A 25144-nucleotide genomic window follows, 5' to 3' on the forward strand; every position below is an offset into this window, starting at 1 on the left:
TCCAGAAATCGTTTGGTTCAAGGCTTGTTATCCGAACGGTTACAAAAGCTCATATTTGACGAGTTTTGGGCTGTGTCCTGAGTCCTTCTCACTGTGTAGGTAGTGAATGAGATTGGTGAGCATGGTCTTCCGTCGAAAAGCCTTCGGTGAGGCTTTCACGTAACGCTCAAACACACGGGGGTCACCAACTATGTGGACCTCGGATATTGCCCTTGTGATCGCTGTATAGATCCAACTGCGATCCACTACTCTAGTGTCTTGCAGAAGGACAATAACTCGCCCGAACTGGCTCCCTTGAGCTTTATGAAGCGTCATGGCATATCCCAGGCTCAAAGCATCAATCAAGTTACCTTGCAAATCGACCGTTTCGCCTGTGTCCAGCCTCACAGAGCCAATCACGTTATCGACTTGATCAATGCTGATTAGCTCGCCAAGAGATCCATTCTGCACGCCAGCGCTGGCGTGATTCTGAGTAAACAAAATCTGGTCATTCAGCCTTAGCCGCAGATAAAAATCTTCTCCATTAAGATTGAAGTTGAGCAGCGGAGAGTCACCGTTTATCTTTTTCTGAATCTCACCATTGATCTCCCCAACGCGAGTTACCGTTGCGGCAATTACACGAGAGTTGCCAGGCTGCTGGGCATAGAGTTCGACAGCCTTCTGCTTGGCCAGAATGGGATCTAAAACCTCATGAAAATAGATATTGCCTGCACTGAGTGACTCAGGCACCTCACCGGCATTAATGGTCGCCGAATACTCAGGTATCCCGGTGGTTCTCTTTTGGCGTTTCACAATGTCCAACGTCGTGTTTTTTACGTGCGTCGAGAGAACAACATCGTGCAGTATCTTTCCGATACCTATGGGTGGCAACTGGCTGGGATCTCCGGTCAAAACCAACTTACAGCTGGGATTGATGTGGTTGATGATGCGAAACATCGTGGGCAGATCCAGCATAGAAGCTTCATCGATAACCAGCAAAGCTTTGTTATCTGTCACTGGATCTTCTCGCAGGAATCGTGCGATGGTCATCGTTAGGTAGCCGACTGACTCATGCAGACGCATTGCAGCGCGACCCGATAGAGCGATAGCGTGAATGCTGTACCCTAGGCGGTCAGCGGCTTTCAGGAAGGTCGAAAGCACTGTGGTCTTGCCAGTTCCGGCACCTCCAGTGATCGCACTAATCCCCTCGGTTAGACTCGTATAAATAGCAAGCTCTTGCTGGCTGGTCAGCTCATAGGGCAGCTCGCCAATGACGTCATTTACAATACCTTCCTCACCCTCGGTGAGTGGCTTTCTAAGATCAATCAGATGCTTTATGCGCCTAGCTACCGCTAGCTCCTGTATAGCAATGCCAGTGGCATGAAAGCGTCCATCCTCATGGTAAAGAGCAATATCTGTTGCGCTTTTCAGCCACTCAATTCCCTCCTCACGATCAGGGTACGATTTAAGATAATCAGATGCTCGCGTTAATAGCTGACTGGCCTTGACCCACGTACTACCATCACGCATTCGATCATTAAGCGCCTGAATCATCCCAGCTTGAATACGCTCTTTAGGGTATCTTTTCTGCTGCCAGGCGTGCCCAAAACGGTGATTCAGGATGCTTTCTACGTCTTTAAAACTCAACCCGAAGTGAAGCAGCTTGTATGGGTCAGACTTGATCGCCTCAACAGTTCCAAGGCCGTGATACTTGAGAATTCTCTTCTGGACTGCGTGGGGAATTCTGGCTTTCGACATCCAAGTGGTGTGCCTGAGGTTCGCGTATTTTTCATAACCGGCATGCAACGCCTGAATGGATTGCGTGGAGAGCAGTTCTGAGAGAGCGTTAAAGTCGTTTCGGGTGCCCGCAGTCAGCATCCGGTGAATGTCCTCACCGAACCTAGCCCAAAGCTGGCGTGCCTTGCGGTTTCCTATCCCCTTAAAAGCTTTATCATCGCTGATAAACTGGATAAAGGTCTCACCAGTATCTGGTAAATAAAACTCCAGAGTATCGGGCTCTCGGTATTGATGCTCTTGCGCTTTAATTTTCCCGTGGTCATACACGTAAGTGCGTTTGTGACCCGCGACTCGCCAGATCTGCCCGGGGGTCGGATCTACAGGCAAATATTCAGAATTAGCTACGATAGATACATTATAATTTGCAGACGCAAAAGTCTGGTCCTCACGCACAGGCACACCTCGGATAACCGTGGCTTTAGAGTTCCGGAAAGGCACCTGGGTGACGCGAACAAGCTCAGAGGCTTGTGTCAGCTCGGACATTTGAGAAACACCATCAAACCATCGTTTACCGCGTCAACCGTCTCTCGGCTCGATGCGATTTGCGCCTTCAGTCGCACATTTTCTCGCTGTAATTTTTCGAGCTGTACTTTGAGGTTCTGATTCTCGGCCTCAAGCTTCCCCAGTCGACTATGATCCAAAGTGTTTCTTTTGGAGGAAGCATCATAGAGTTTTGGCGCTGACAGAGACTCTTTTCCCACTTCAGATAGTGGTGGCAGCACGTTACGTTCACGCAGCCTATTCTCCAGATTTTGCAGTTCGGCTTTTACATTTTCATTTTTTTTGATCGCCTGGTCTGACAGGCCTGCAAGCTTTTTGATTTGCTGTCTATTCAGGATACCCTTTGGGGAATACACGATCTGGCGAAAATCATCATCAGACATGGACTTAATCCATTCTCGAAATCTTTCAAGATAGATTTGGCCCTGCTCTTGTGGGCTCGCCATTACGCCTCCTGAAACTTGTTCAAAGCTGCATATAACGTTGTGCGGGAAACGCCATATTCTTTTGCCAAATCGCTCTTAGAATCCCCCTTGGAGAGCTTCTGAGCAATTTCTGAAAGATCCTCATCAGATAACGATTTCCGCCGACCAATTTGCTTTCCGCGTTTCCTGGCAGCTTCTAGCCCTTCTTTCCGCCGCTGGCCGATAAGCGACCGTTCAAATTCGGCAAATGCGCCAAGCATGTGCAGCATCAACGAAGCCATGGGATCATCTGTCTGCGGGGCGAACGTTAACCCCTCGGAATGAAACTTGACGGTAACATCACGTTTTACCAGGTCATCAACAATCGAGAGCAGGTCAGACATGTTGCGAGCGAGCCGGTCAATGCTGTGAACATGAAGTGTGTCGTGCTCGCGGAGATAATCGAGGCAGAGATTGAGGACGTCGCGTGAACCAGCATTTCTGCCAGACACTTTCTCTTCGAAAACCTTGTCTAGCTGAATGCCATCAAGCTGGCGGTCACTATTCTGACCGACCGTTGAGACGCGAATGTATCCAACATGCTTTCCCGACATAAATTCCATCCAACCTCATACTGTTCATAAACAGGATAAGGTTTCTATACATCATGTCAAGAAATTCACAATCAAGGTTTTTGGACACAAAAAAGGCTGGCATTGAGGAGCTTGGCCATGGTGTCCACAAAGTATAGCTTTATGAACACTCAATTAGGATTTCTTCTGGAGCTGAAGCACTGGCTGCTCAAGCATCGATTGCGTTACCCCACGCATATCAGCGTTTGCCTGCCATATTAAGAATCGCGCATGCATCTCACGAAGAGCGTACATAAGCTTTTGGTTCTTCTCAGTCAGTTCTTCAATGCGCTCGTTCGCTTGGCGAATGTCGCCAATCCATACTGGTGCCTCCTTCGGAGCCTTCAATGCGGCCTTGCGATTCTTCATCGCCATATCAACGGCGGGTAGCTTCATCAGAGACTGGCGAGCACGACTGATACCCAGTTTTTCTTTGCACGCTTCAACGAGTAGAGGCCAGGTCAGCTTTGGCTCTGACCACTCTTCAATCAGCTTGATGATGCGCGCTTCATCTTTCTTCGTTAAATGCCCCATTGCTATACCTCAATCTCGTCTAGCATTGCTGACAAGTCATCTAATGACAGCAGCTGCTCATTTTTCGCTTCGATGTCTTTGGCATCGGTCAGCCCTGCCATTGCGGCGGCATTGCTTGTCAGCGTCCAACCATTATCGACGTTCCACACGATGTCGCCGTTTTCGAGTTCAGGGTTCTCTAGGGTTCGGATCAGCGCGTCACACTTATAGAGATCCATACCCACTTTTTTGGCCCACTCTGAGGCCCCAAAAATATCGCGAGTCTGCGCATCAAGCGCTTTGTCGTAGCGGCGTTTAAGGTCCTTGCGTTCTTCTTTGAGGTTTGCGAGCTTCACTTCATCACCCTTCACACAACCGAGCTTCCCGCAGGTCAAGCAGGCCCCCATTTTCGGACAGGGATTGGAGGCAAAGTTGTGTACACAGATCCCAACGTGTGTCTGATGGATGACTAGATCCTGATCATTCTCATGCAGATCTCTAACATCACTGAGTCTCAAAGGTTGATTTGTTTTGACCTTTTCCAGCCGCTGAGCCGCGTTGCTGTGTTTCGTTTTTGGGTGATATTGGGCAACCCTTTGGGTACGCTCCTCGACGGTCTCATGGTTGTAGACAGAGCCCATAGTTGTGCGTCCAGAAAACGCATCGATAAGTAATTGCGAAAGGCCCGCTCGGTGCATCTCAGTATTCAGCTCGTGACGAAAGGCGTGTGTGTTCACCTTAATGCCCTTATATCCGTGTCGCTCGAAAATACTCTGCATGCGCGGAGCACCTCCTAATTGTGTCGCCATTCGGTTAAGGTTGGCAGCGATCTCTACGCCTAAATCATACTTAGAGTGGCGGGAGTTATTTGTCTTCTCAGTCAGGCTACCCGTTCGCACTGTAAACAACGCATCACGGTACTTCACGCGCTTCTTGCCATATGCCGCAGGAGAGGTGTACGGAAAGTCTTTAGGCAGGTACTTTTCGCGCATAAGGATATTGAGTTTACGCAACGTAATGACCGCTCTATCGTTAAACTCATGGTGGTCAAGTTTTCCATTCACATAAACTCGTTTTCCATTGTTATCCCATCCTGCTCGTATCTCATCGAGTACTACCTGTGCCTCAGGACTTAATGCTTTATATTTTGCTAGGGAGTCGAGAAACCCACCCTTAAAAGCTGCTCGCGGTGATTGCACATTTGCATTTATCTTTAGCGCTACACAGGCTTCATCATACGAGAGCGGTTCATCTGGGTCTTTCAGGGGTACACCCGCATGCGGCGGAAATTCATCAGGATGATCTTCGAGCCATGCTGCATACTTGCGCGCCTCATCAGTGACAGGTGCCAACAGCTTAATGACACGCTCCACTGAAGACTCCATACCTGTCACAACGGGCTTAGTCGTCGCTCCAAACCCCTTCTCAGCGTACCATCGCAGGAACATGCGCTGACCGCCATAAACATCCTCCTTAAACAGCACGCAATCAAGCTCAACATCGACTAATTCTCCGATGCGACTAGGCTGACTGAGCAAGAGAACACAAGCTGAGGTGGTTATAACATCGAGCGGACTGGCCAAGTCGTTATTAAACAATTCACCCAAGGCTAGAATGGATTCACGGCTCGGCAATTTTTTGTCGCGATTTTTCTTCTGCTCCTTCAGCGTACCAAAGTTCTTCAATCGCAACGGCGAAGACCATCGAAAAGGGGTAGCTAGTAGCCCTTTATTTCTCATCAACTGGACTATCTGTCCAAGACTCTTGCTATAAAAGTATGCAGTATTGCCGTCAGGATACACGTTTTTGAGGTGCTCACAGGCCCTGTTGCAGATAGCCGCCGATATTCTGGTCACGTCCCTTGTTCCAGACAACTCGACCAGCGCAACCTCAAGAATCTTTGCAGCGGAGAGCCAGCTCCAAACCGATTTCTTTCCTTGAAATACTCTGTAATACACAATTAGCGCCTTGGCGAAATCTATGAACGGCGGCTGCATGTACTTTTTGTCTTTCGCCTTCGCATATCTGGGTGATTCATGCGCAGTAAAGGCGCAACTGGTAACTCCCGACTTATGCCACGAGTCCATATTCCACCGAATACCCGCATGAACCTCTTTATTAGCAACGCCCTTGGGCAAAGTAGCTTGCGCCCACACGATAAAAGCATCCAGTTGCGCGGCGGCTTTAAAGTGGCTCTGGGGTTTAAAATCGATAATGCTACTCATGCGTCACTTCCGCCTGCCTTGCCTGATTCACGCAGCGCAATGCAATCAAGAATTACCTTGCGACACGCGAGAATGGCACGGTCCCAGAGCACACCCGTGGTTTTATCCGTGGCAATGGTTTGCGCACGGCGACGTTCCAGCCGCTCAAGTGCAGCGCTGTGATCCGCGTCAAGTAGCGGCTGAAATTTGCTGCATCCGTAGCAAGTAAAAGGGGCGTCCAGATGGCAGGTTTTATCCGCACCGCAAACGGCAAGATCTTCAATCTGGCGATCTACACGATCCCCATTTTTGGCTGAAGCACGATCTGTCACGATAGTGCCCGTAAAAGCTCTCACGACCAGCGCGAGATGATCACTCATTTTCTCGTCAATCAGCTTCATCAACTCTGCCGATACCGCTCGGTATTTACGGACGGTGCGTGTATTAGAATGCATAAATGCGCTAGCGATTGACCACTCATCCAGCCCTGCATTCGAAAGATCGGTACCGAGCGTGTGCCTGAAGCGATGGCCCTTACTAATTTTCAGAGACTTATGTGTACGCGAAGAAATGGGAAAGTCCGGCATACTCTCCATTTGAAACAGCCATAAACTTGTAGTTCCACAGGTAATATGAAACTTCGCCTGTGGTTTCTGCTCCAACACATTTTGATCAGGCAGGTCAACTATTACGGGGACCAGCTTGGTATCACCTCCTTTCTGAACCAGCTTGCGACGAAAGAGTGGCACATGCTCAATCGCTTTACCCCAATCGGCTCGACCAGGATATTCCTGCTCAAGTCGAGTGAGGACAATCGACCGATAGGCCTGCACGACATTGTAAAGATCCTCATCTAAGTTGAAGGTCTCGGACTTTTCTCGCCACCCAGCATCATCGCCTTTCTGCTTCGCCCAGAAAATTCGAACCTGGTAGCCCCGCTCGGTTTTGATAAAGTCGTTAAAAACCATCATGCGCAGTTGTGTGCCACGCTGTCCGTAGATCATCAACAAACGCAAATAGAGGTAGCGCTCAGTATCTAAATTGCCGTGACAGAACTGCTCATGCGCCCACTTGAACAGGTCGTCTTGCTCCACCTGCGTGAACGGCCCCTGTTCAGGATCTAAGCGCAAGACGACATCGTTTCGGGGCCGCTTCTTTCGAGGTAGCGTGCCATAAGCATCAATCAGGACTTGCGATGGTCGCTGCTCAAGCGATTCACACTTTTGCCAAAATTTCATGAAACTGGCCAGCGCGGAAAATTCGCTCATACTAAAACGCTCGCGCAAATCGATCAGGTGATACTCATTGAGGGGATTGAGCCCTACCTGCGCCGCGCGCGAAAGTATTGTAGAAGTTCCTCCAATAGTATTCTGTGCAGACTCGGCCGTCCGGTAGGCCAAGGCGGCGTGTAACCAGCGTTGCCAGTCGGCCGGAACGCAAGCGATTGCGGCTTGCCAATTGATCGCTCTGCGAGTTGATCTATCAGGCCACCACATCGGTTCAGAGGGAGTGAAAAACTCGCCGCATTTGGCGAGTCGAGGTGTATTCAGCCACGCATCAAGAGAGTCCTGCGTCGGTGCTGCAAGTGCTGAAACTGCGATATTCATTCTTTGCGTCCCTTGCGAATTTCAGTCTCGACACCCTTTCTGATTGCCTTGAATTTATCCGAGCGTTTTGTCATAGCCTTATCTGCTTCTTCCTTCCAAAACTTCGCCCCGTAGAGACCCGGCATGTTCGATTCAGGACTCCACCCAAACATAAAAGTTAGGGTCTTTTGAACTAGAGTTGTGCGGTCTTCTGGCGTTAGCTTCTCAAGCTCTTCGCTCATGCTTCCGAGCATCGTATAGACCGCGTCATGCCTCAGAATATGGGGATGGATGTGAGCTAGCTCAGGCGCTACTTTGCCGACTCGGGGGAAAACGCCATCCAGCGCTTTAATGCTCATAGGTTGACCCTCATTTCGTCTATGAGATACGAGCAAAAACGGGTGCTTTCTCGCCTGCGATGAGCCTTTATCAGTTTTTCTGTAGCGATATTTCGACTCATACTGACTAATCGCCTCACGAAGATCGTCGCCCATATACAGCTCTCGCTCATGTGTTTTGAATTGCGGAGCTATCGTGCGCGGATCTATACTTTCATCTCTAAGATTGACTACCGAAAGCAGGCCAGTATCCAGGTCAATGTCCTCTTCGAACTTGATCAGAAGCATTTCAGAGCGGCGCAGTCCCATATCGAGACCTAACAGTAAAATGATATAGTTCCGCAGCTTAATTGCTTCATCTGCGAATGGATTCTCAGCACTCTCCGGGTGCATGACTTCCAGCAATCGACTCCGTTCCGAGGATGTCAGCCCTTTCATATTGTCAATGCGCGTCTTTTTCCACCCTGGGCTCGCCGCTTTAATTTTGCGATTTAAGCGTCGTTTAACATCGTCAACCGCTGCATCTCGCGTCGACTGATCACCAAGCTTATCGTACAGAAAAGCTAGGTAATCGCGTACTGCTTCAATACGCTGTTTCGCATGAACCTTGCCAACCGATTCGTATGCAGTTGGGTGTAAGCGCGTGCCCGCATACTTTTTGGCCAAGGTTACTTTGTTGAACCCCGCGTCTGACACAAACCGGGAGATTTCGCTGTCCGTCAGATACTGCGACTTGGGACGCTGCTCCAGGCGGGAAATGAGATCGATGGATGAGAAAGCGAGGAAGTCTTCAAGTACGGCCAGGTGCTCTAGGTACTTTTTGCTGGTATCCAAAGCCTTGCCTGAAAGCTCGAAAGTGACGTACAGGTTTGGGTAATAGACGGGGATATGGTCTTGCACAAGCAACTTTCTTCGCGCAGCATTCACCACCTGCTCGATGACTTGATAACCCATATTGCTTCCTTCTTAAACGCGACTTTTTTAAGTATAGTAAAGAACAGGAATACAGGAAAGAAAAACTTAACTTTTTATTTCTCTGCTTTGAGCGCTCATCATTCCTCTCAAAGCCCCATGAAAACTGATTTAGAGGAAAGCTAGGCTATGTCAAAAGGTGACAAAAAAGGTCAAACAGGTTCTTACGTATTCACCATGAACCGGGTTGGCAAAGTTGTGCCACCCAAAAAGCAAATTCTCAAGGATATTTCGCTATCGTTCTTCCCTGGCGCCAAAATTGGCGTGCTCGGTTTAAACGGTTCCGGTAAATCCACACTGCTACGCATTATGGCCGGTGTCGATAAAGAGTTTGAAGGTGAAGCTCGTCCGATGCCTGGTATTAATGTGGGCTACCTGCCTCAGGAGCCACAGCTTGATGACGAAAAGAATGTTCGCGAAACGGTAGAAGAGGCGTTAGGCGCCATTAAAGAAGCTCAGGAAAAACTGGATGCGGTGTATGCCGCCTATGCCGAACCTGATGCGGATTTTGATGCCCTAGCAAGCGAACAGGCACGCCTTGAAAATATTATTGAAGCTGCCGACGCACATAACCTTGAGCGTAAGCTGGAAGTTGCTGCTGAAGCGCTGCGCCTGCCGCCTTGGGATGCCAAAGTGGGCAACCTTTCTGGGGGCGAGCGTCGCCGCGTAGCGCTGTGCCGCTTGCTGCTTTCAAGTCCTGATATGCTCTTGCTCGACGAGCCTACCAACCACTTAGACGCTGAATCCGTGGCCTGGCTAGAGCGCTTCTTGCACGACTATAACGGCACTGTCGTGGCCATTACTCACGACCGTTACTTCCTGGACAACGTTGCCGGATGGATTTTAGAACTTGACCGCGGCCAGGGCATTCCTTTTGAAGGCAACTACTCCCAGTGGCTGGAGCAGAAAGAGCAGCGCCTAAACCAGGAAGCCAAACAGGAAGTATCTCGCCAGAAAGCTATCAAGCAAGAGCTTGAGTGGGTTCGCAGCAACACAAAAGGACGCCAAGCGAAGAGCAAAGCGCGCCTTAATCGCTTTGAAGAGATGCAGTCTGGCGACTTCCAAAAGCGTAATGAAACAAATGAGATTTATATTCCGCCTGGCCCGCGCCTGGGTGATAAGGTCATCGAGTTTCATAACGTGACCAAGCGGTTTGATGACAAACTGCTCTACCAAGACCTCTCCTTTACCATCCCACAAGGGGCGATTGTCGGGATTGTAGGTGGTAACGGTGCCGGTAAATCGACACTGTTCAAGCTAGTTACCGGCCAAGAACAGCCAGACGCTGGCGAAGTAGTGATTGGTGAGACTGTCGATATTGCCTACGTAGAGCAGTTGCGCGACGCGCTAGACGACAAGCAAACGGTTTGGGAAGCCGTCTCTGATGGGCAAGATATTCTAAACATTAACGGCTACGAAGTTTCTTCACGCGCCTACGTTGGCCGCTTTAACTTTAAGGGCAACGATCAGCAGAAGCGTCTAGATGAGCTTTCTGGCGGTGAGCGCGGTCGTCTTCAGCTTGCCCAAACGCTGAAACAAGGCGCAAACGTACTACTGTTAGACGAACCTTCAAACGATCTAGACATCGAGACTCTGCGCGCCCTGGAAGAAGCGCTGCTGGCATTCCCAGGCTGCGCGATGGTGATCTCTCACGATCGCTGGTTCCTAGACCGTATCGCCACGCACATTCTCGCCTTTGAAGGCGATTCAGAAGTCGTCTTCTTCGATGGTAACTACACCGAATATGAAGAAGACCACAAGAAGCGCGTGGGTAACGACACACCGAAGCGAATGAAGTATAAGCGCATCGACGCCTAACGATTTGCTGCCATACCGCTGATACGTAAAAAGCCCCTTGTACGTTAAAAACGCACAGGGGCTTTTTACTTTTGTTGGGCTATAAAATAAACAACCCCACTATCAGCCAGCCGGCCAAGTAAACTGCCGACCTCCCAATAAATGCATATGAATGTGATAAACCGTCTGACCACCCAGTTCATTACAATTCATCACCACACGATAACCATCTTCCGCGAAGCCTTGCTGCTTGGCCAGCTGTGCAGCAGTGTGCTGCAAACGCCCAACCAGGGCTAAGTCTTCAGGATCAATATCGTTAAGCGTAGCAATATGCTTTTTAGGAATGATCAACTGATGCGTTGGCGCTTGAGGATTAATGTCGTTAAACGCTAATACATGCTCGTCTTCAAACACAATATCTGCGGGAATTTCGCGGTTTATTATTTTGCAAAACAGGCAATCCATACAGCCTCCTTCATATTTGTAAGTGGCGAAAACGTACTAACTAGCAAAAACGGTCTAACGAAAACGGCGCTGAGAAAGCAAATGACGGACTAGCGGCGCTAAAATCAGCTCCATCGCTAATGACATTCGCGCCCCAGGCACCACTAACGTGTGCGGACGTGTCATAAATGAATCTTTGATCATCGCCAATAGCCAAGGAAAATCCACCGTTGAGGGATCTCTAAAGCGAATCACCACAAACGATTCTGCATCGGTCGGAATATCCTGAACCTCAAAGGGGTTCGACGTATCGACAGTGGGCACACGTTGGAAATTAATATGGGTACGCGAGAATTGTGGCTGAATGTAGCGCACGTAATCATCCATGCGCCCTAATATGGTATCGATGACCGCTTCCTGGGAATAACCGCGCAGCTTGGTATCACGATCAATTTTTTGAATCCATTCAAGATTCATGGTCGGCGCAACACCAACTAACAAATCTACGTGGCGAGCAATATCATACTCTTGCGTCACCAAGCCGCCATGCAGTCCTTCGTAAAAGAGCAGATCAGTACCACAAGGCAGTGACTGCCACTCAGTGAACGTCCCTACCCGATAACCTGCCTCAATTTTTTGCTTATCTTCTGCATGAATGTAGTGACGGAACGTACCCGCTCCATGCTCACCGTACTCAACAAAAAGCCCTTCAAGCCGATCAAGCAGATTAGCTTCTACTGCAAAGTGAGAAAGCTCATCTTTGCGTTCGGGCTCGTCACGAAAAATCCGCTGGAGATCATCGCGGGTGTAGCGGTGAAAGGCATCGCCGTCCACCATGGCAGCGTGCACATCTTCACGCAGGAACATGCGCTCAAAGCTGCGACGCACCGTGGTAGTACCCGCGCCTGAAGAGCCCGTGATGGCAATAATTGGATATTCCCGCGACATTAAGCACCTCTCTCCTGAGCAGTCGCGCGAGCAATCGCCTGCGCAACGTCATCAGGCACTTTGACAGGCCGCCCAGAAGAAAGGTCTAAAAGAAGCTGGTTAACCCGAGCAGTTGCCACCACCTTATCGGTTTCTGCATGACAAATGCGCTGATAAACCGTCAACGCTTTGCCTTGTGGTTCAGGGACAGCGGTTTCAATGACCAAAGCATCTGGCCAGCGCGCCTCGCTCTGGTACTGAACCGCTAGGTCAGCAACAATGCCTTTCATATCCCACTCAGGCAAACCTAGCGCAGCGAACGCATGCACGCGAGCTTCATGTAGCAGCGATACTAAAGCGTCATGCCCCAGGTGGCGACCGTAGTTCATATCCGTTACGCGCACCGTTAAAGGATGCCGATGAATAATCGCTGCCGTGGGGAAATCTAGCGTGACACGCTCCATGCTTAGCTCCTTGTCGGTGGTGGTTTAGCTCCGGCGAGATCATCGCTGATCGCTATTTTTCTCGGGCGATAGCACGGAATGCGATATCACGGCGGAATTCAGCACCCTCCCAGTGAATCGCTTTAACCCCCTGGTATGCTTGCTGTTGAGCAGCAGATACCGTGTTGCCTAATGCGGTTACGCATAGCACTCGCCCGCCTGCGGTTACGATACTGCCGTCAGCAGCCTGAGTAGTGCCTGCATGGAATACTTTGCACTGCGCCTGGCCTGCCTGCTCCAAGCCATGAATGACATCGCCTTTGCGGTAACTGCCGGGATAGCCACCTGCCGCTATCACAACACCCACGGCTGCGCGGGAGTCCCACTCACACTGCTTATCGGCAAGCTCACCCTTAGCGCCAGCCAAGCAAAGCGCGGCTAAATCTGACGTTAACCGCATCATGATTGGCTGAGTTTCGGGGTCACCAAAACGGCAGTTATATTCGATTACTTTTGGGTTGCCTTCAGCATCAATCATTAGGCCCGCATATAAGAAGCCGGTATATGCATTCCCCTCTTCCGCCATGCCCCGCACGGTGGGAAGTATAACCTGCTCCATGATGCGCTCGTCGATCTCTGGGGTTACCACCGGCGCCGGAGAGTAAGCTCCCATGCCGCCTGTATTGGGGCCGGTATCACCGTCATAGGCACGCTTATGGTCTTGGCTAGTGGCCATCGGCACCACATTCTCACCATCAACCATGACGATAAAGCTAGCTTCTTCGCCTTCCAGAAATTCTTCGATAACAACGCGCGCACCCGCATCGCCAAATGCATTCGCCTCTAACATATCGCGAATAGCCGCTTCAGCTTCGGCTTCACTCATCGCTACAATGACACCCTTACCCGCCGCCAAGCCGTCAGCTTTGATGACAATAGGCGCGCCCATCTCAGCTAAGTAAGCCAAGGCTGGCTCTACCGCTGTGAAGGTTTGATACGCGGCAGAAGGAATCTGGTGGCGTGCCAGAAAGTCTTTGGTAAACGACTTAGAGCCTTCCAACTGTGCGGCGCGTTGTGAAGGCCCAAAAATTGTCAGGCCAGCCGCCTGAAAACGATCAACCACCCCTTCAACTAACGGCGCTTCTGGCCCTACCACTGTTAGCGCTACCTGCTCGCGCTGGGCAAACGCCACCAACGCGTCTAAATCTGTTGCTTCAATAGCTACGTTGGTCAATTTAGGCTCAGTGGCAGTACCTGCATTACCTGGCGCTACAAACACCTGCTCGACGTCACTAGACTGCGCTAGTTTCCACGCCAATGCATGCTCGCGACCACCGCCACCTATCATTAAAACGTTCATCATCATCCTTCTCAAACGGGAGTGCCTAGCTGAGATTAGCTGAAAGCGTAACTAAGTTAATCGGCATATTATGCCACAACGACTCAACCAGCGGCGTCAGGAGCTTTTATCCGGCGTATCGTCATCGTCTGTTTGATTAGGCTGATTAAGCGTTTTTTGCCAAAAACGCATATTTTCTTCGGCCAACTCACGCATGAACTCCATAGGAGAGTGGCGTATCGCTTGTTGCCACTGGCTTTGCATGCGCTTTTGCTGTTCCAGCATGAGCTGGGTGCCCTGCTCTAAATAACGTGCTAGCGGTAAAGGCGATGACATATCGTACACACGGATCAACTGAGCCAGCAGGTCATTTGAGAAAACTTCGGCTTCACTATCAGCCTGCTCTTGCTCGATAATGATCGACAGCAAAATGGTCCGCGTCAGGTCTTCACCACTTTTTGCATCCTCGACGCGGAAGGGTTCTTCTTCAATAATCAAACGCCGCAGATCCTCAAGCGTCACGTAACGACTTTGTTGAGTATCGTACAACCTACGGTTGGCATATTTGCGAATTACGCGCACAGCGCATCTCCTTAAACGCGGTAGAGGCTTTGTCGCCGTTGCTGCTATTGTGCCTGCAACATGCGCCTATGCAAGTCAGCTTAACGGATTAGTACCGGTAGGCGTGTCTTCCTTATGACCAATAGACGACAATCATGAATCTTATTCTGCTTGATCCGAGCGAAGTAAAGGGAGCTTATGCTTACCTTACTGACACACGACGTATCACCCATTTACGCGAGGTCCACCGCGCTTGTGTAGGAGACTACTACACAGTCGGTCTACAGGGCGGCAAGATGGGGAAAGCGCAGCTAACTGAACTACACGAGACCCAGGCAACCTTCACACTGGAAAATCTCAATGAGCCCCCCCCTCCGCCCTTGCCAGTACACTTAATATTGGCGCTTCCTCGCCCCAGAATGCTGGCACGTACCTTAGAGCATGTCACGGCTCTTGGTGTAAAAAATATTACACTGCTTCACACCAAGCGGGTGGAAAAAAGCTACTGGCAGTCCCCAGAACTCCGTGCAGAAAAAATTCATCATCACTTAGTGCTAGGCCTGGAACAAGCGCGAGACACACAATTGCCTAATGTGACGCTGTGCAAAGGCTTTCGCCCTTTTTTAGAAGAACAACTGCCGGAGCTGCTAAAAGAACGACGCGGGCTGGTGGCACACCCAGGCATGCCGAATGCCTGTCCACGGAATATTGACGGAAAAGTACTGCTTCTCGTTGGACCGGAAGGCGGTTTTATACCTTGGGAAGTTGAAAAACTACTTGAGGCAGGCTGCGAGGGCATGCACCTAGGCCCTCGCATCTTACGGGTAGAAACTGCCGTCACCGCACTATTATCGCGACTTTTTTAATCACCGATTACGCCAGCAAGCTTGGTGACACGGGCTTTATGCTTAGAACGGCGTAATTAGGACTGTTCATCTGTTGGATCGTGGGGAACATAGGCCGCATTCTCCCCACATTCAGGGTCTTGAAGAAAGGTATTGCGCACATCTAATAATCCTAAGTGGCTAATTGTGCGACGCCCCAAGAGCAGCGGGTAAATCATCTCTTCACGATCTCGCAGACCAAACTGCTCTTCATACACCGTGTTGCCCATGCAAACATCCATTAGCACCACTGGACGTTCATCACGACCACCTGCGCCACGAACCGCTAGCTCTCTGTAGAGGGGGCGCTCAATTTGATCGCTAAACGTTTCACCGTTTGCCTGATCTTCGAGCTTCAGGCGGAAGCGAACCCACTCTTCGCCGTCTTTCTCGAACACCTCAATGTCACGAGCATCTAATGAGGAGGTCAGCGCTCCGCTGTCTAGCTTAGCTTTTACAGCGATACCCCACGGCTCAATTGATGCATTTTCAACCCAACCAAACACCTTATCATCTGCCTGGATGGCTGTGCTCATTGACAATGTACTGACCATTGCGCTGACAGCCAGCACGCCTAAAAGAGTTTTTCCCATTACATTTCGTCCTTGGTGAGAAATTTGCCTAGCGTGAGACATTTGACTCGCTAAAGAGACTCATCGAAACGAAACATTAACGCAGCCGTTCTAACAGCGCCTGAGTGGCAAAACCATCGGGCGTCAGCCCTTGATCACGCTGGAAAGCACGTAGGCCCTCACGCGTATTAGGCCCCATGATGCCGTCCGCAGTACCCACCGAATATCCAGCACTATTTAGGCGTTGCTGTAGGGTACGCACATCATCACGTGTCAGTGGTGCCTGATCTCTGGGCCAAGACTGGGCAATGCCGTCACGTCCAGCAATAGCATCCGCCAAGGTAGACACGGCTAACGCATAACTAGTTGCATTGTTATAGCGCAAAATTGCCCGAAAATTAGGCCCTACTAAAAATGCTGGGCCGTTTGCTCCTGCTGGCACAATGACCGCAGCGCTATCGAACGAGGGCAGCTCACCACTCAATGAGCGAACGCCTTGTGCCGCCCACTCAGCACTGCTGCGACGTTGCGTTTGTGAGTAATCGAAGGAGTCAGGCAAGCTTACTTCAACTCCCCAAGGTTGGCCGGCCTGCCAACCTGCCCTCGCTAGATAGTTAGCCGTAGAAGCCATAACATCAGGAATACTGCCCCAAATGTCTCGACGGCCGTCATTGTCGCCATCCACTGCGTATGCTTCAAAACTGCTGGGTATAAACTGCGTATGTCCCATGGCACCGGCCCAGGAGCCTTTCATTTGCTCGGCGGCAATATCGCCTTGGTCGATAATACGTAACGCAGCTAACAGTTCGCCTCGTGCGAAATCACGCCGACGGCCGTCGTAGGCAAGTGTTGCCAGTGACTCAAGTGTCGAGAAGTCACCAAAATTGCTACCGTAGTTACTTTCTATACCCCAAATGGCGACGATGATTTCCGCGGGAACCCCATAACGTTGCTGCATTTGTTGCGCGGTGTCGCGGTGAGCCGCAAGCTTCTCTAAACCGTTATTAATCCGTGTGCTGGAAACCGCAGTATCTAGGTATTGCCAAATGGGACGAACAAACTCTGGCTGATACCGATCAAGCTCAATGACTCGTTCACGATAGCGAAGCCCATCAAAAGCGGAGACAAGGGTAGACTCACTGATGCCCTGCTGAGCAGCATAGCGGCGAAAATCAGCCAACCACTGGTTAAAGTTGGCATAGCTAACTTGTTCTGCCGCTTGTGCATCCACTTCGCTCATCAATTGCTGATTAGCGACTGCATTAGTACTTAATGCCCCACTGCATGCTGCTAGTGCAAATGATAAATACAACGCGGGGCGAAGACTCAGTGGAGCTTTAACTTTCAAAGACATAGCATTAATCTCTTGGCAATCCTTGGCGTGCTTCCGATAATGGCTCAGAAATAGCATAGATACTAGCCCTAGCCACATTGCATAACCTATCTTTCGGGCACCATCGTCTATTTTTAGGAGAAACATTACTCATCCGTTTCTTGAAGTTCCGTTGTAGCCACTACCCAACGCTGCCAGCCGGCTGGCTCTACGCAAGGTGCATCAAACTTAGCAGGCGCTACCCGCCAGGGTTGGTGTCGCTCCATCCCTAACGGCAGCGACGCCAGCTCAGGCAGCCAATAGGTAACGTAAAGCCCGTTTGGATCATAATGTCCTGCTTGCTTCAGCACATTAAAGTAACGGTCTTGACGGGGATCATGACCAACACCGGCAATGTAACGCCAGTTGCCCCAGTTGCTCGCCACATCGTAATCAATCAGACAGTGCTCAAACCACGATGCACCCAGGCGCCAATCGACGTTGAGATCTTTCACTAGGAAACTGGCGACATTTTGGCGCGCTCGGTTAGATATCCACCCGGTAACCTTCAGCTCTAGCATGGCAGCGTCTATAAACGGCACGCCGGTTGTCGCATTGCGCCACGCATCAAATGCACTGTTAGCGGGCGGTAACTCTTCATGACCAAATAATGCCGCGCCTTCCAACAGAGCCGCTCGATGGAAGTAATCTCGCCACATTAATTCGAAAATAATCCAATAACTGGATTCGCAGCTCCCGTGAATGGCCTCCCAAGCTTTTACTTCTTGACACACTTGGCGTGCAGATAAGCAGCCACGCGCCAGCCAAGGAGAAAAACGTGTGGAAAAATTGGCGCCCAGCAAACCATTACGGGTTGTCTTATAAGATTCCGCGCCGTTTTGCCGCCAGAGATACTGCTGAAAACGATCACCAGCCGCCGCCTCCCCTCCAACAAACACAAAGCCCTGTCGCTTATCGGGCTGCCAGCCGGCACTCTCTTTGCATACTACTTTAAGGGGGGAAACCCTCGGGGAGCAGATTCTGGCCAGGGTGGCAGTGTCACTGGCGCTGGCAGGGGCGCTAAAAACGTACAATGCTTTTCAACACGTCGCCGAAATGCCGAAAAGCTGGGCGGCAACTCATTCAATGAAAAGGGAAGCTCGTCTTCGGCAATTAAATAACCGCTATCAGCACAACATAACTGACAGGCCGATGGGAGCTGGTCAGCGACCCGCGCAATATGCTGTGACTCTTCATACCCAGAATGCGCTGCCACACGTACTTCTCTTGCACCGAGCATGGCAGCAGTGTCTAGCACGATACTGGCGGGGTCGCCGATGCGAACTAGCAAATCACTGCCACGCTGCAGCAGTTCGCCTCGTAGCTCCATCAAACTTTGCCATAAAAAGCGTAGCCGAGCGGGCCCCAGCCTAGGAGAAGCATCACCCGTAATCGAGCTCTCGAACCATCGCTGGTCTAGCACATAGAGACAAAGCAACTGTTCAGGAGGGGAATCAAAATGCAACAAGGGATTATCAGCTATCCGCAAATTATCCTGAAGCCATACAATATCAGTCGTACTGCTCATGCATTTGCCTCCTTGGTGCGTTGGACTGTTTGGCTTCGCGACGGCAGCGTTCACTGCAATAGCGCACTTCACCCCAGCAGCGCGCCCACTTTTTCCGCCAAGTAAAAGGACGCTGGCATTGAACACAGTCTTTTTGCGGTAAATCCTGCTTACGTTGCATAGACTCCATCTCGCTACCCAACATTTACACGCCACGCGTCAAAAACATAGACACATAATCACTCATAGTATAACTATTGTACACAAATAGGCACGCGTGTTTTCAACGTCATGCTTTCCCCTGAGCCTCTTTCCCTACTGTTTACCCGATTTTTTTCACGCTTATCTCGATAGCTTTTCCCCAAAGCACTGCAAACAAAAAAGCCATCCGAGTTGGATGGCTTTTCGATGAGACACGTCAGCAGAGGTGGGAAGTTAGAACATGGCCGTCAATCAGGGTCTGTGGCGCGAGGGTGCCGTTTGGCATTTTCATGGGTTTCCAGTCCGCTTTTAAGCTCATGAGTAAGCGGATCATAATTGGGTCTCAGCTCATCCTTAACGGTGCCGCTCCAGAGGCGCGAACCAACAAAGTAGCCCGCCCTACCAATCACATGGGCAGCAATCGGTGCCGTTATTAAAATAAACACAATAATCGCGAACGAGCGCGCAACCACCCCAACTTCAGCAAAATGCATGGCCGAAGCAAGCATTATTAAAATAACACCAAGCGCCGCAGCCTTAGTGGTCGCGTGCATGCGGGTGAGTAGATCCGGCAGCCGTAACAAACCGATGGCCGCCAGCAACATAAAGCTTGATCCCGTTATCAACAGCGTGCCTTTGATAAATTCAATCATCTCGTGGCCCCCCACGTTCCAGAAAGCGTGCAAACCCAATCGCTGCCAAAAAGCCCATCAGGGCAATTACGATTGCCGCATCCAGAAAACTTGCCACACCCGATTGAATAGCATACACACCAACTAAGCCCACCACGGTAGTGGAAAACAGCTCAAGTGCAACGACGCGGTCGGGTAAGCTGGGGCCACGCACGACACGTACGAAGGTCAGTATAAGTGCCAGCCCCATAATTATCTGGCTTATCAGAATAACAGTATCCATTAACGAAATAGCTCCAGTGCACGGTGCTCCATCTCTTTTAAGTTATTTCTAAGCTCTTCTTCGTCATCCAAAAACATGGCGTGGATATAGAGCACCTTTCGATCGTCAGAGACATCAAGACTCAACGTGCCCGGTGTTAGTGAGATCAAATTAGCCACCATAGTAATTTCCATCTCGGTATGCGCAGAAAGGGGAAAAGCAATAACACCGGGTTTCATATGCCAGGGCGGTGTCAATATATCGAAGGCGACGCGCAGGTTAGCCTGCACTAACTCCTTAATAAAAAAGCCAACAAATCCAATAATCCTCGGCACACGAGCCGGATAGCCTTTCAGTGCATCGACTTGAGGCTCGATTAACAGCAACGCTATATAGCCAAAAATCATCCCCACCAGAAGATTAAGCCCGGTAAAATCGCCACTTAGTAGTACCCAAGCTAACCCAAGCAGAAGGTTCCAAATCGCACCAGTCATGGGGAGTCCTCCTCACGGTCACCTATTGGCTCCGCCTGCAACTCAATCGGGTCAAGCAATGCAGCTTCAGCGCTTGCAGAGACGCCCATTACAGCCTCAATGTAGCCGGATGGAGACATTAACTGATCACCAATCAGGCTCATCACCTGCATCATTGGCTCAGCAAAAACACCTATTAATAACGACATCATGGCCAACACAACGACCGGCGTATACATCATCCACAGGTTTGGCTTTAGTAATCGACCATCATCACCAACGGAGGTTTGGGAGGCGGGTACATTGTTTTCTTCTGGTAAGGCTTTCCAAAACACGTCGTTCCAAATTTTCACCATGGAATAGAGCGTCATCAGCCCGACTGCCAGTGCAAACCCTGTCGCTACATATGCCTCTGCCTCTAGGCCAGCGCGAACTAGCACAAACTTGGCAAAGAAACCTGATAGTGGAGGAATACCTGCCAGCGAAAACGCCGAGATAAAGAATGCCACGGCTAACCAAGGACGCTCCCGATAAAGGCCACCCATTTTTTTAAGCTGATAAGTACCTTGCAGACGGTGAGTAATACCGCTGATCAGGAACAGGTTCGTTTTAACAACAATGTTATGCACGATGGCGAAGACACCACCCGCAATCGCCAGCGGTGTATACAGCGCCAAGCCCAGAATCATGTAACCAATCTGGCTGACGATATGGAATGAGAGAATGCGGCGGAATTCATACTGAGCGGCGGCACCAAGCACGCCAGTGACCATGGTCAGCACAGCCCCCCATAGCATTATGTCCTGCAAATAGCCCATTGTTTGATCAAAGATAAGGGTGAACACACGGAATAACGAATACACCCCTACTTTTGTCAGCAAACCAGCAAACAGCGCCGATACGGCTACTGGCGGCGTGTGATAGGAAGCAGGCAGCCAGAAAAAGAGCGGAAAGGCGGCGGCTTTAATACCAAAAGCCACCATAAACATAACGGCAAGCACTTCGACCATCCCGCTATGCTCTGCCTCATCCATACGCAGCGCAATGTCAGCCATGTTTAGGGTGCCTACCGTGCCATACAGTAGCCCCACAGCTGTTAAAAAAATCACCGAAGCCAACAGGTTCAACGTGACGTATTTAATTGCACCTTCCATCTGCGCTCGTTCACCACCTAGAATTAGCAGCGCAAAAGATGCCACCAGCATTACTTCGAACCAAACATACAGGTTGAAAATATCGCCGGTTAAAAAGGCTCCTGCCACCCCTGCTAACAGCAAATGCATCAGCGGGTAATAACCAAACTTTTCATGCCCCCGCCCTGTGGTGGCCAGCGAATAAATCCCCATTGCCAAACCAATGATGCCCGTCATTAAAATCATGACAGCACTTAACATATCGGCAATTAGCGTAATACCAAACGGCGCTGGCCAGCTGCCCATTTGCATGGTGATGTAACCATCAGCTAACACAGCAACAAACAGCCATATACTAACTAGCAACAGCGCAACATTACCCGCTACCGCAATAAAACGCTGGACAGGGCGAGAACGCCAAAAAAGCAATGAAAGAGCGCCAGAAAGCAGTGGCAACAGGACGGGCAGTGCGACTTCAGGCCTCACGTATCGGTATCCTTCATTTTGTCCAAATCATCTGCCTTAACAATTTCGTAGGCACGGCGAATTAACACAACAGCAAATGCCAGCACCCCAAATGCAATGACAATCGCTGTTAGCACAACGGCTTGGGGTAATGGGTCTGCTACCTCGCCTAATGGCTGTAACATTCCTTCCGGTATTAACGGTGGTGCTCCGCGCGTCATACCTGCCGTGGTAAAAATCAGCAAATTGGCGGCATTCGAAAGCAGCAACAAGCCAATCACCAACTTCACAATAGAGCGACGTAACATCATAAAAATAGCGGCGGCGTAGAGTAGCCCTATCGCTAGTGCCATTAGCGGTTCCATACGGGGCCTCCTAAGTCACTAAGGTTCATCCTTATCCACCTCCATCAGCGCCATCACCATGCCCATCACCGAACCAAGAACGGCAAAGTACACTCCTACATCGAAAATAAGCGGTGTAGACGCTTTAAAATCGATCACGGGGATAGTCCACCACTGAGCAGTTAAAAACGGTTGATCCATAAACCATGCTGGCACCACCGAAATCATCCCTAGCAGCAGCCCAACACCAATCAAGTCGCGTGGATCGACCATACGCAGCACCTCTTTGGTGGCGCTGACCCCAAAGGCAAACAGGTAAAGCGTGAAGGCCCCTGCTGCTACTAGCCCAGCAATAAATCCACCTCCTGGCTCATCATGTCCACGCAGCAATAGAAAAACTGAAAACATCAGCTGTAGCGGCATCAAAAACCGCGCCGCAGTGTTGAGAATAATAGTGCCGGATTTAACCATCGTAGGGCTCCTTAGCACTGGCTTTTTCGCCACCTGCCGCTTTGCTTTCATCTGTGTCGTGGCGCAGTTTAAGCATGGCGATAACCCCAATAGCAGCGAGCGCAAGCACAAACATTTCACCTAGCGTGTCGAGGGCACGATAGTCCACCAAAATGACATTCACGATGTTGCGACCATAGGCAAGAGGAGCGCTATTTTCGATCATATAAGCTGAAATCGGCTCAAACTGATCGATACTCCAAGCAGTCATAATCAGTAGGAAAATCAGAATTCCCATTGTTGCCGCCACAGCACCATCTCGAATACGTTCCAAATTTGTGGAAAGGTTTGAAAAACGCGGCAAACGAAAGAGCACCAAAACCAACAAGATAACGGTGAGCGTCTCAACCAGTAGTTGGGTAATGCCTAGGTCGGGAGCACTGAAAAGAATAAAAATAAGCGCAATAGAGAATCCCATAATGCCGACCGACACGACGGCTCCAAGTCGTGAGCGAGAAATGGTGGCAAACAGAGCCCCCATCACCATAGTGCCAACAACAATTACCTCGTGGAAGCGCACGTCCAGCGTTAGTGCCAACTGAGGTGCATGGCGCACAAGTATTGAGTTACCAATCAAAACGATCAGCACCACCAGCATGACGAGAATATAGTTACGCATATAACCGTTTTGCAGCAGGCGTGTTTGCCATTCAGAAAAGCGCACAATACCGTTCATTAAACCTTCGTAACCCGCTTCGGGGCCATGCCGCATCACTGGTGCCAGCATTGCTAGCTTGCTACGCACACCATCCCAGCGCTTAAACAGTAAAAAGCCTAGTCCAAGACTAACAATCGACATGATGAGCGCCATGTTGATGCCATACCAAAGCGATAATGAAACTGGCAGCGGCTCACCTGCCACCGCCGTCGCGGCCGACGTAAGCAGCGCATCAGCCCCCAACATAGCTGGCGCCAGCCCTAACACAAGCGAACCAAGCGCTAGTACAGCCGGCCCAATTAGCATACTAAAAGGCGCTTCATGGGGTATTTTTGGCGTTTCAAGTTGCCGTCCATAGAAGGGGCGGAAGGCGATAATGGCAGCCACTGCAATCGTCAAAATAGCGGCCAGAAAAGCAAACAGGACTAACAATATCTTGAAACGCTCGGCCCCAAGCGCCGCCTCTAGCATCAACTCTTTACCAATGAAGCCAAATAGCGGTGGCACGCCCGCCAGTGACAGTGTCGCAACACAGGCAATCACCGCAGTGATTGGCATGGCAGATTTCAACCCGCCCATTGCGGTGACGTCTTTGGTGCCAGTTTCATGGTCCAAAATACCAGCAACCATAAACAGCGCCCCTTTGTACATCGAGTGGGCAAGCAAGAAAGTAACAAATGCCGTCATGGCATACTCAGAACCAATGCCTAAAAGCATGGTTAACGTGCCAAGTGCCATAATGGTGGAATAAGCCAATAGCTTTTTAATATTAGTGTGATGAATCGCTAAGAAGGCACCTGTCAGCATGGTAATCGCACCGACGACCGACAGTATTCCGACCCATAACGCTGTGCCACCCAATTCAGGTTGTAAGCGCGCCAATAAATAAATACCCGCTTTCACCATAGTGGCCGAGTGCAAGTATGCCGACACCGGCGTCGGCGCCGCCATGGCGTTGGGTAACCAAAAATGAAAAGGAAACTGGGCTGATTTTGTGAATGCCCCCAGCAGCAAGCAAATAAGCATAGGGGTATAAAGCGAATGTTCACGCAGAGCGCTTTCCATTTGGCCAATCTCATAAAACGACCAACTTCCGCTTGCTACCCCTAACAGCACCAGGCCTGCCATCAGCGCCAAACCACCGGCAACCGTTACAAACAGCCCCTGGCGTGCGGATTTTCTTGCTTCCATATCGGTATGGTTAAAACCGATCAGCAAATAAGAGGTGATGCTGGTTAATTCCCAGAATACGAAAAGCGTAAGCAATCCATCGGCAAGCACCAGCCCCAACATAGAGGCCATAAACGCAACAAGCGCTATATGAAAGCGCGCGATATCGACATGGCCTTTTAAGTACCCACCAGCATAAATCAACACGAAAGTACCGATGACAGTAATCAGCAGCCCGAATAGCAGTGACAGCCCATCAAGCAGAAAGCTCAAACTGATACCTAATGATGGCACCCAAGACCACTCCAACAGCAGTGGCCCTTCACTTATAACGGCGGGCACCTGACTTAACAGCCAAGCGGCCATCAAGGCAGGAAACAGTGCCAGCACTAGGCTTGTTCGTTCTCCAAACCAGCGGTTGAGCAAAGGCGACGACGCTGCCAGCACAAAGCCCATTAACACGGCGAATTGCATCCGGTGGTTTCTCCCTGTAAGAACGTTTCAGTTAACCCTAAGGCAGCAGC

At 50.3% G+C, this 25144-nt stretch carries 24 protein-coding genes and 1 pseudogene; 2 read left to right on the forward strand and 23 right to left on the reverse strand.

Features of this window, described 5'->3' with window-relative positions; genetic code table 11:
• Positions 1-39: 39 nt before the first annotated feature.
• The 7 genes from NDQ72_13905 to NDQ72_13935 form a co-directional block, all read right to left on the reverse strand.
• Positions 40-2259: an ATP-dependent RecD-like DNA helicase gene (locus NDQ72_13905; GenBank protein WKD27146.1), complete on the reverse strand. Its 2220-nt coding sequence runs from the start codon at positions 2257-2259 to the stop codon at positions 40-42.
• Complete coding sequence (locus NDQ72_13910; protein ID WKD27147.1) at positions 2247-2723, reverse strand: VPA1267 family protein; 477 nt, start codon at positions 2721-2723, stop codon at positions 2247-2249. The genes NDQ72_13905 and NDQ72_13910 overlap by 13 nt, the downstream gene beginning before the upstream one ends.
• Positions 2723-3304: a recombinase family protein gene (locus tag NDQ72_13915; protein WKD27148.1), complete on the reverse strand. Its 582-nt coding sequence runs from the start codon at positions 3302-3304 to the stop codon at positions 2723-2725. The genes NDQ72_13910 and NDQ72_13915 overlap by 1 nt, the downstream gene beginning before the upstream one ends.
• 144 nt (positions 3305-3448) lie before the next feature.
• Positions 3449-3847, reverse strand: coding sequence for a hypothetical protein (locus NDQ72_13920; protein WKD27149.1), 399 nt, complete (start codon positions 3845-3847; stop codon positions 3449-3451).
• Between the two features lie 2 nt (positions 3848-3849).
• On the reverse strand, positions 3850-6051 hold the full coding sequence (locus tag NDQ72_13925; GenBank protein ID WKD27150.1) for a hypothetical protein: 2202 nt from the start codon (positions 6049-6051) through the stop codon (positions 3850-3852).
• Positions 6048-7637 carry a site-specific integrase gene (locus NDQ72_13930; GenBank protein WKD27151.1) on the reverse strand — a complete coding sequence of 530 codons (1590 nt, stop codon included), beginning with the start codon at positions 7635-7637 and terminating at the stop codon, positions 6048-6050. The genes NDQ72_13925 and NDQ72_13930 overlap by 4 nt, the downstream gene beginning before the upstream one ends.
• Positions 7634-8908: a site-specific integrase gene (locus NDQ72_13935; protein ID WKD27152.1), complete on the reverse strand. Its 1275-nt coding sequence runs from the start codon at positions 8906-8908 to the stop codon at positions 7634-7636. The genes NDQ72_13930 and NDQ72_13935 overlap by 4 nt, the downstream gene beginning before the upstream one ends.
• A gap of 147 nt (positions 8909-9055) precedes the next feature.
• Here NDQ72_13935 and ettA point away from each other — a divergent pair, with 147 nt between their 5' ends.
• A complete protein-coding gene (gene ettA / locus NDQ72_13940) occupies positions 9056-10744 on the forward strand; it encodes an energy-dependent translational throttle protein EttA (protein WKD27153.1) in 1689 nt (562 codons plus the stop codon).
• Between the two features lie 102 nt (positions 10745-10846).
• On the opposite strand, the gene NDQ72_13945 is transcribed toward ettA, so the two are convergent.
• From NDQ72_13945 to phaR, 5 genes are all read right to left on the reverse strand, one after another.
• A complete protein-coding gene (locus tag NDQ72_13945) occupies positions 10847-11188 on the reverse strand; it encodes a histidine triad nucleotide-binding protein (GenBank protein WKD27154.1) in 342 nt (113 codons plus the stop codon).
• Positions 11189-11242: 54 nt separating this feature from the next.
• Positions 11243-12115, reverse strand: coding sequence for a phosphoribulokinase (locus NDQ72_13950; protein ID WKD27155.1), 873 nt, complete (start codon positions 12113-12115; stop codon positions 11243-11245).
• Positions 12115-12558, reverse strand: coding sequence for a thioesterase family protein (locus NDQ72_13955; protein WKD27156.1), 444 nt, complete (start codon positions 12556-12558; stop codon positions 12115-12117). Before NDQ72_13955 ends, NDQ72_13950 begins: the two co-directional genes overlap by 1 nt.
• Positions 12559-12610: 52 nt before the next feature.
• Entirely contained in the window at positions 12611-13897 is a 1287-nt protein-coding gene (gene purD / locus NDQ72_13960; GenBank protein ID WKD30407.1) for a phosphoribosylamine--glycine ligase, read from the reverse strand.
• A gap of 96 nt (positions 13898-13993) precedes the next feature.
• Positions 13994-14458 (reverse strand): polyhydroxyalkanoate synthesis repressor PhaR, encoded by a 465-nt coding sequence (gene phaR, locus NDQ72_13965; GenBank protein WKD27157.1) that lies wholly within the window; start codon positions 14456-14458, stop codon positions 13994-13996.
• A gap of 134 nt (positions 14459-14592) precedes the next feature.
• Between phaR and NDQ72_13970 the strand changes: the two genes are divergently transcribed.
• Positions 14593-15303: a 16S rRNA (uracil(1498)-N(3))-methyltransferase gene (locus tag NDQ72_13970; GenBank protein WKD27158.1), complete on the forward strand. Its 711-nt coding sequence runs from the start codon at positions 14593-14595 to the stop codon at positions 15301-15303.
• A gap of 56 nt (positions 15304-15359) precedes the next feature.
• On the opposite strand, the gene NDQ72_13975 is transcribed toward NDQ72_13970, so the two are convergent.
• The 11 genes and pseudogenes from NDQ72_13975 to NDQ72_14025 all read right to left on the reverse strand — a co-directional run bounded on the left by NDQ72_13975 (position 15360) and on the right by NDQ72_14025 (position 25094).
• A complete protein-coding gene (locus tag NDQ72_13975; GenBank protein ID WKD27159.1) occupies positions 15360-15914 on the reverse strand; it encodes an ATP-dependent zinc protease in 555 nt (184 codons plus the stop codon).
• A 76-nt stretch (positions 15915-15990) separates the two neighbouring features.
• Positions 15991-17247, reverse strand: coding sequence for a lytic murein transglycosylase (locus NDQ72_13980; GenBank protein WKD27160.1), 1257 nt, complete (start codon positions 17245-17247; stop codon positions 15991-15993).
• A 125-nt stretch (positions 17248-17372) separates the two neighbouring features.
• Positions 17373-18793 (reverse strand): annotated as a pseudogene (locus NDQ72_13985) (DASH family cryptochrome).
• Entirely contained in the window at positions 18777-18953 is a 177-nt protein-coding gene (locus tag NDQ72_13990) for a DUF2256 domain-containing protein (GenBank protein ID WKD27161.1), read from the reverse strand. The pseudogene NDQ72_13985 and the gene NDQ72_13990 overlap by 17 nt, the downstream one beginning before the upstream one ends.
• 268 nt (positions 18954-19221) lie before the next feature.
• Positions 19222-19626 (reverse strand): monovalent cation/H(+) antiporter subunit G, encoded by a 405-nt coding sequence (mnhG, locus tag NDQ72_13995; GenBank protein ID WKD27162.1) that lies wholly within the window; start codon positions 19624-19626, stop codon positions 19222-19224.
• Positions 19619-19888, reverse strand: coding sequence for a cation:proton antiporter (locus tag NDQ72_14000; GenBank protein ID WKD27163.1), 270 nt, complete (start codon positions 19886-19888; stop codon positions 19619-19621). The genes mnhG and NDQ72_14000 overlap by 8 nt, the downstream gene beginning before the upstream one ends.
• Complete coding sequence (locus tag NDQ72_14005) at positions 19888-20361, reverse strand: Na+/H+ antiporter subunit E (protein WKD27164.1); 474 nt, start codon at positions 20359-20361, stop codon at positions 19888-19890. Before NDQ72_14005 ends, NDQ72_14000 begins: the two co-directional genes overlap by 1 nt.
• The gene (locus tag NDQ72_14010) at positions 20358-21959 is read right to left on the reverse strand and encodes a Na+/H+ antiporter subunit D (GenBank protein ID WKD27165.1); all 1602 of its coding nucleotides are present in this window, start codon (positions 21957-21959) and stop codon (positions 20358-20360) included. Before NDQ72_14010 ends, NDQ72_14005 begins: the two co-directional genes overlap by 4 nt.
• A complete protein-coding gene (locus NDQ72_14015) occupies positions 21956-22303 on the reverse strand; it encodes a Na+/H+ antiporter subunit C (protein WKD27166.1) in 348 nt (115 codons plus the stop codon). Before NDQ72_14015 ends, NDQ72_14010 begins: the two co-directional genes overlap by 4 nt.
• An 18-nt stretch (positions 22304-22321) precedes the next feature.
• Positions 22322-22753, reverse strand: a complete 432-nt coding sequence (locus NDQ72_14020) for a Na+/H+ antiporter subunit B (protein ID WKD27167.1) — start codon at positions 22751-22753, stop codon at positions 22322-22324.
• Positions 22746-25094, reverse strand: a complete 2349-nt coding sequence (locus NDQ72_14025) for a putative monovalent cation/H+ antiporter subunit A (protein WKD27168.1) — start codon at positions 25092-25094, stop codon at positions 22746-22748. The genes NDQ72_14020 and NDQ72_14025 overlap by 8 nt, the downstream gene beginning before the upstream one ends.
• Positions 25095-25144: the final 50 nt, after the last annotated feature.

The sequence above is a fragment of the Halomonas sp. KG2 genome (assembly GCA_030440445.1).
Taxonomy (GTDB): domain Bacteria; phylum Pseudomonadota; class Gammaproteobacteria; order Pseudomonadales; family Halomonadaceae; genus Vreelandella.

Coding starts and splice junctions, on each gene's coding strand:
- NDQ72_13910 (WKD27147.1), bottom strand. CDS start 2,723: ATGGCGAGCCCACAAGAGCAGGGCCAAATCTATCTTGAAAGATTTCGA.
- NDQ72_14020 (WKD27167.1), bottom strand. CDS start 22,753: ATGGTTAAATCCGGCACTATTATTCTCAACACTGCGGCGCGGTTTTTG.
- NDQ72_13925 (WKD27150.1), bottom strand. CDS start 6,051: ATGAGTAGCATTATCGATTTTAAACCCCAGAGCCACTTTAAAGCCGCC.
- NDQ72_13990 (WKD27161.1), bottom strand. CDS start 18,953: ATGCAACGTAAGCAGGATTTACCGCAAAAAGACTGTGTTCAATGCCAG.
- NDQ72_14000 (WKD27163.1), bottom strand. CDS start 19,888: ATGGATACTGTTATTCTGATAAGCCAGATAATTATGGGGCTGGCACTT.
- NDQ72_14015 (WKD27166.1), bottom strand. CDS start 22,303: ATGGAACCGCTAATGGCACTAGCGATAGGGCTACTCTACGCCGCCGCT.
- NDQ72_14005 (WKD27164.1), bottom strand. CDS start 20,361: ATGACTGGTGCGATTTGGAACCTTCTGCTTGGGTTAGCTTGGGTACTA.
- NDQ72_14025 (WKD27168.1), bottom strand. CDS start 25,094: ATGCAATTCGCCGTGTTAATGGGCTTTGTGCTGGCAGCGTCGTCGCCT.
- NDQ72_13980 (WKD27160.1), bottom strand. CDS start 17,247: ATGTCTTTGAAAGTTAAAGCTCCACTGAGTCTTCGCCCCGCGTTGTAT.
- NDQ72_13915 (WKD27148.1), bottom strand. CDS start 3,304: ATGGAATTTATGTCGGGAAAGCATGTTGGATACATTCGCGTCTCAACG.
- NDQ72_13970 (WKD27158.1), top strand. CDS start 14,593: ATGAATCTTATTCTGCTTGATCCGAGCGAAGTAAAGGGAGCTTATGCT.
- NDQ72_13955 (WKD27156.1), bottom strand. CDS start 12,558: ATGGAGCGTGTCACGCTAGATTTCCCCACGGCAGCGATTATTCATCGG.
- NDQ72_13935 (WKD27152.1), bottom strand. CDS start 8,908: ATGGGTTATCAAGTCATCGAGCAGGTGGTGAATGCTGCGCGAAGAAAG.
- NDQ72_13920 (WKD27149.1), bottom strand. CDS start 3,847: ATGGGGCATTTAACGAAGAAAGATGAAGCGCGCATCATCAAGCTGATT.
- mnhG (WKD27162.1), bottom strand. CDS start 19,626: ATGATTGAATTTATCAAAGGCACGCTGTTGATAACGGGATCAAGCTTT.
- ettA (WKD27153.1), top strand. CDS start 9,056: ATGTCAAAAGGTGACAAAAAAGGTCAAACAGGTTCTTACGTATTCACC.
- NDQ72_13945 (WKD27154.1), bottom strand. CDS start 11,188: ATGGATTGCCTGTTTTGCAAAATAATAAACCGCGAAATTCCCGCAGAT.
- NDQ72_13950 (WKD27155.1), bottom strand. CDS start 12,115: ATGTCGCGGGAATATCCAATTATTGCCATCACGGGCTCTTCAGGCGCG.
- NDQ72_13975 (WKD27159.1), bottom strand. CDS start 15,914: ATGGGAAAAACTCTTTTAGGCGTGCTGGCTGTCAGCGCAATGGTCAGT.
- NDQ72_13930 (WKD27151.1), bottom strand. CDS start 7,637: ATGAATATCGCAGTTTCAGCACTTGCAGCACCGACGCAGGACTCTCTT.
- purD (WKD30407.1), bottom strand. CDS start 13,897: ATGAACGTTTTAATGATAGGTGGCGGTGGTCGCGAGCATGCATTGGCG.
- NDQ72_13905 (WKD27146.1), bottom strand. CDS start 2,259: ATGTCCGAGCTGACACAAGCCTCTGAGCTTGTTCGCGTCACCCAGGTG.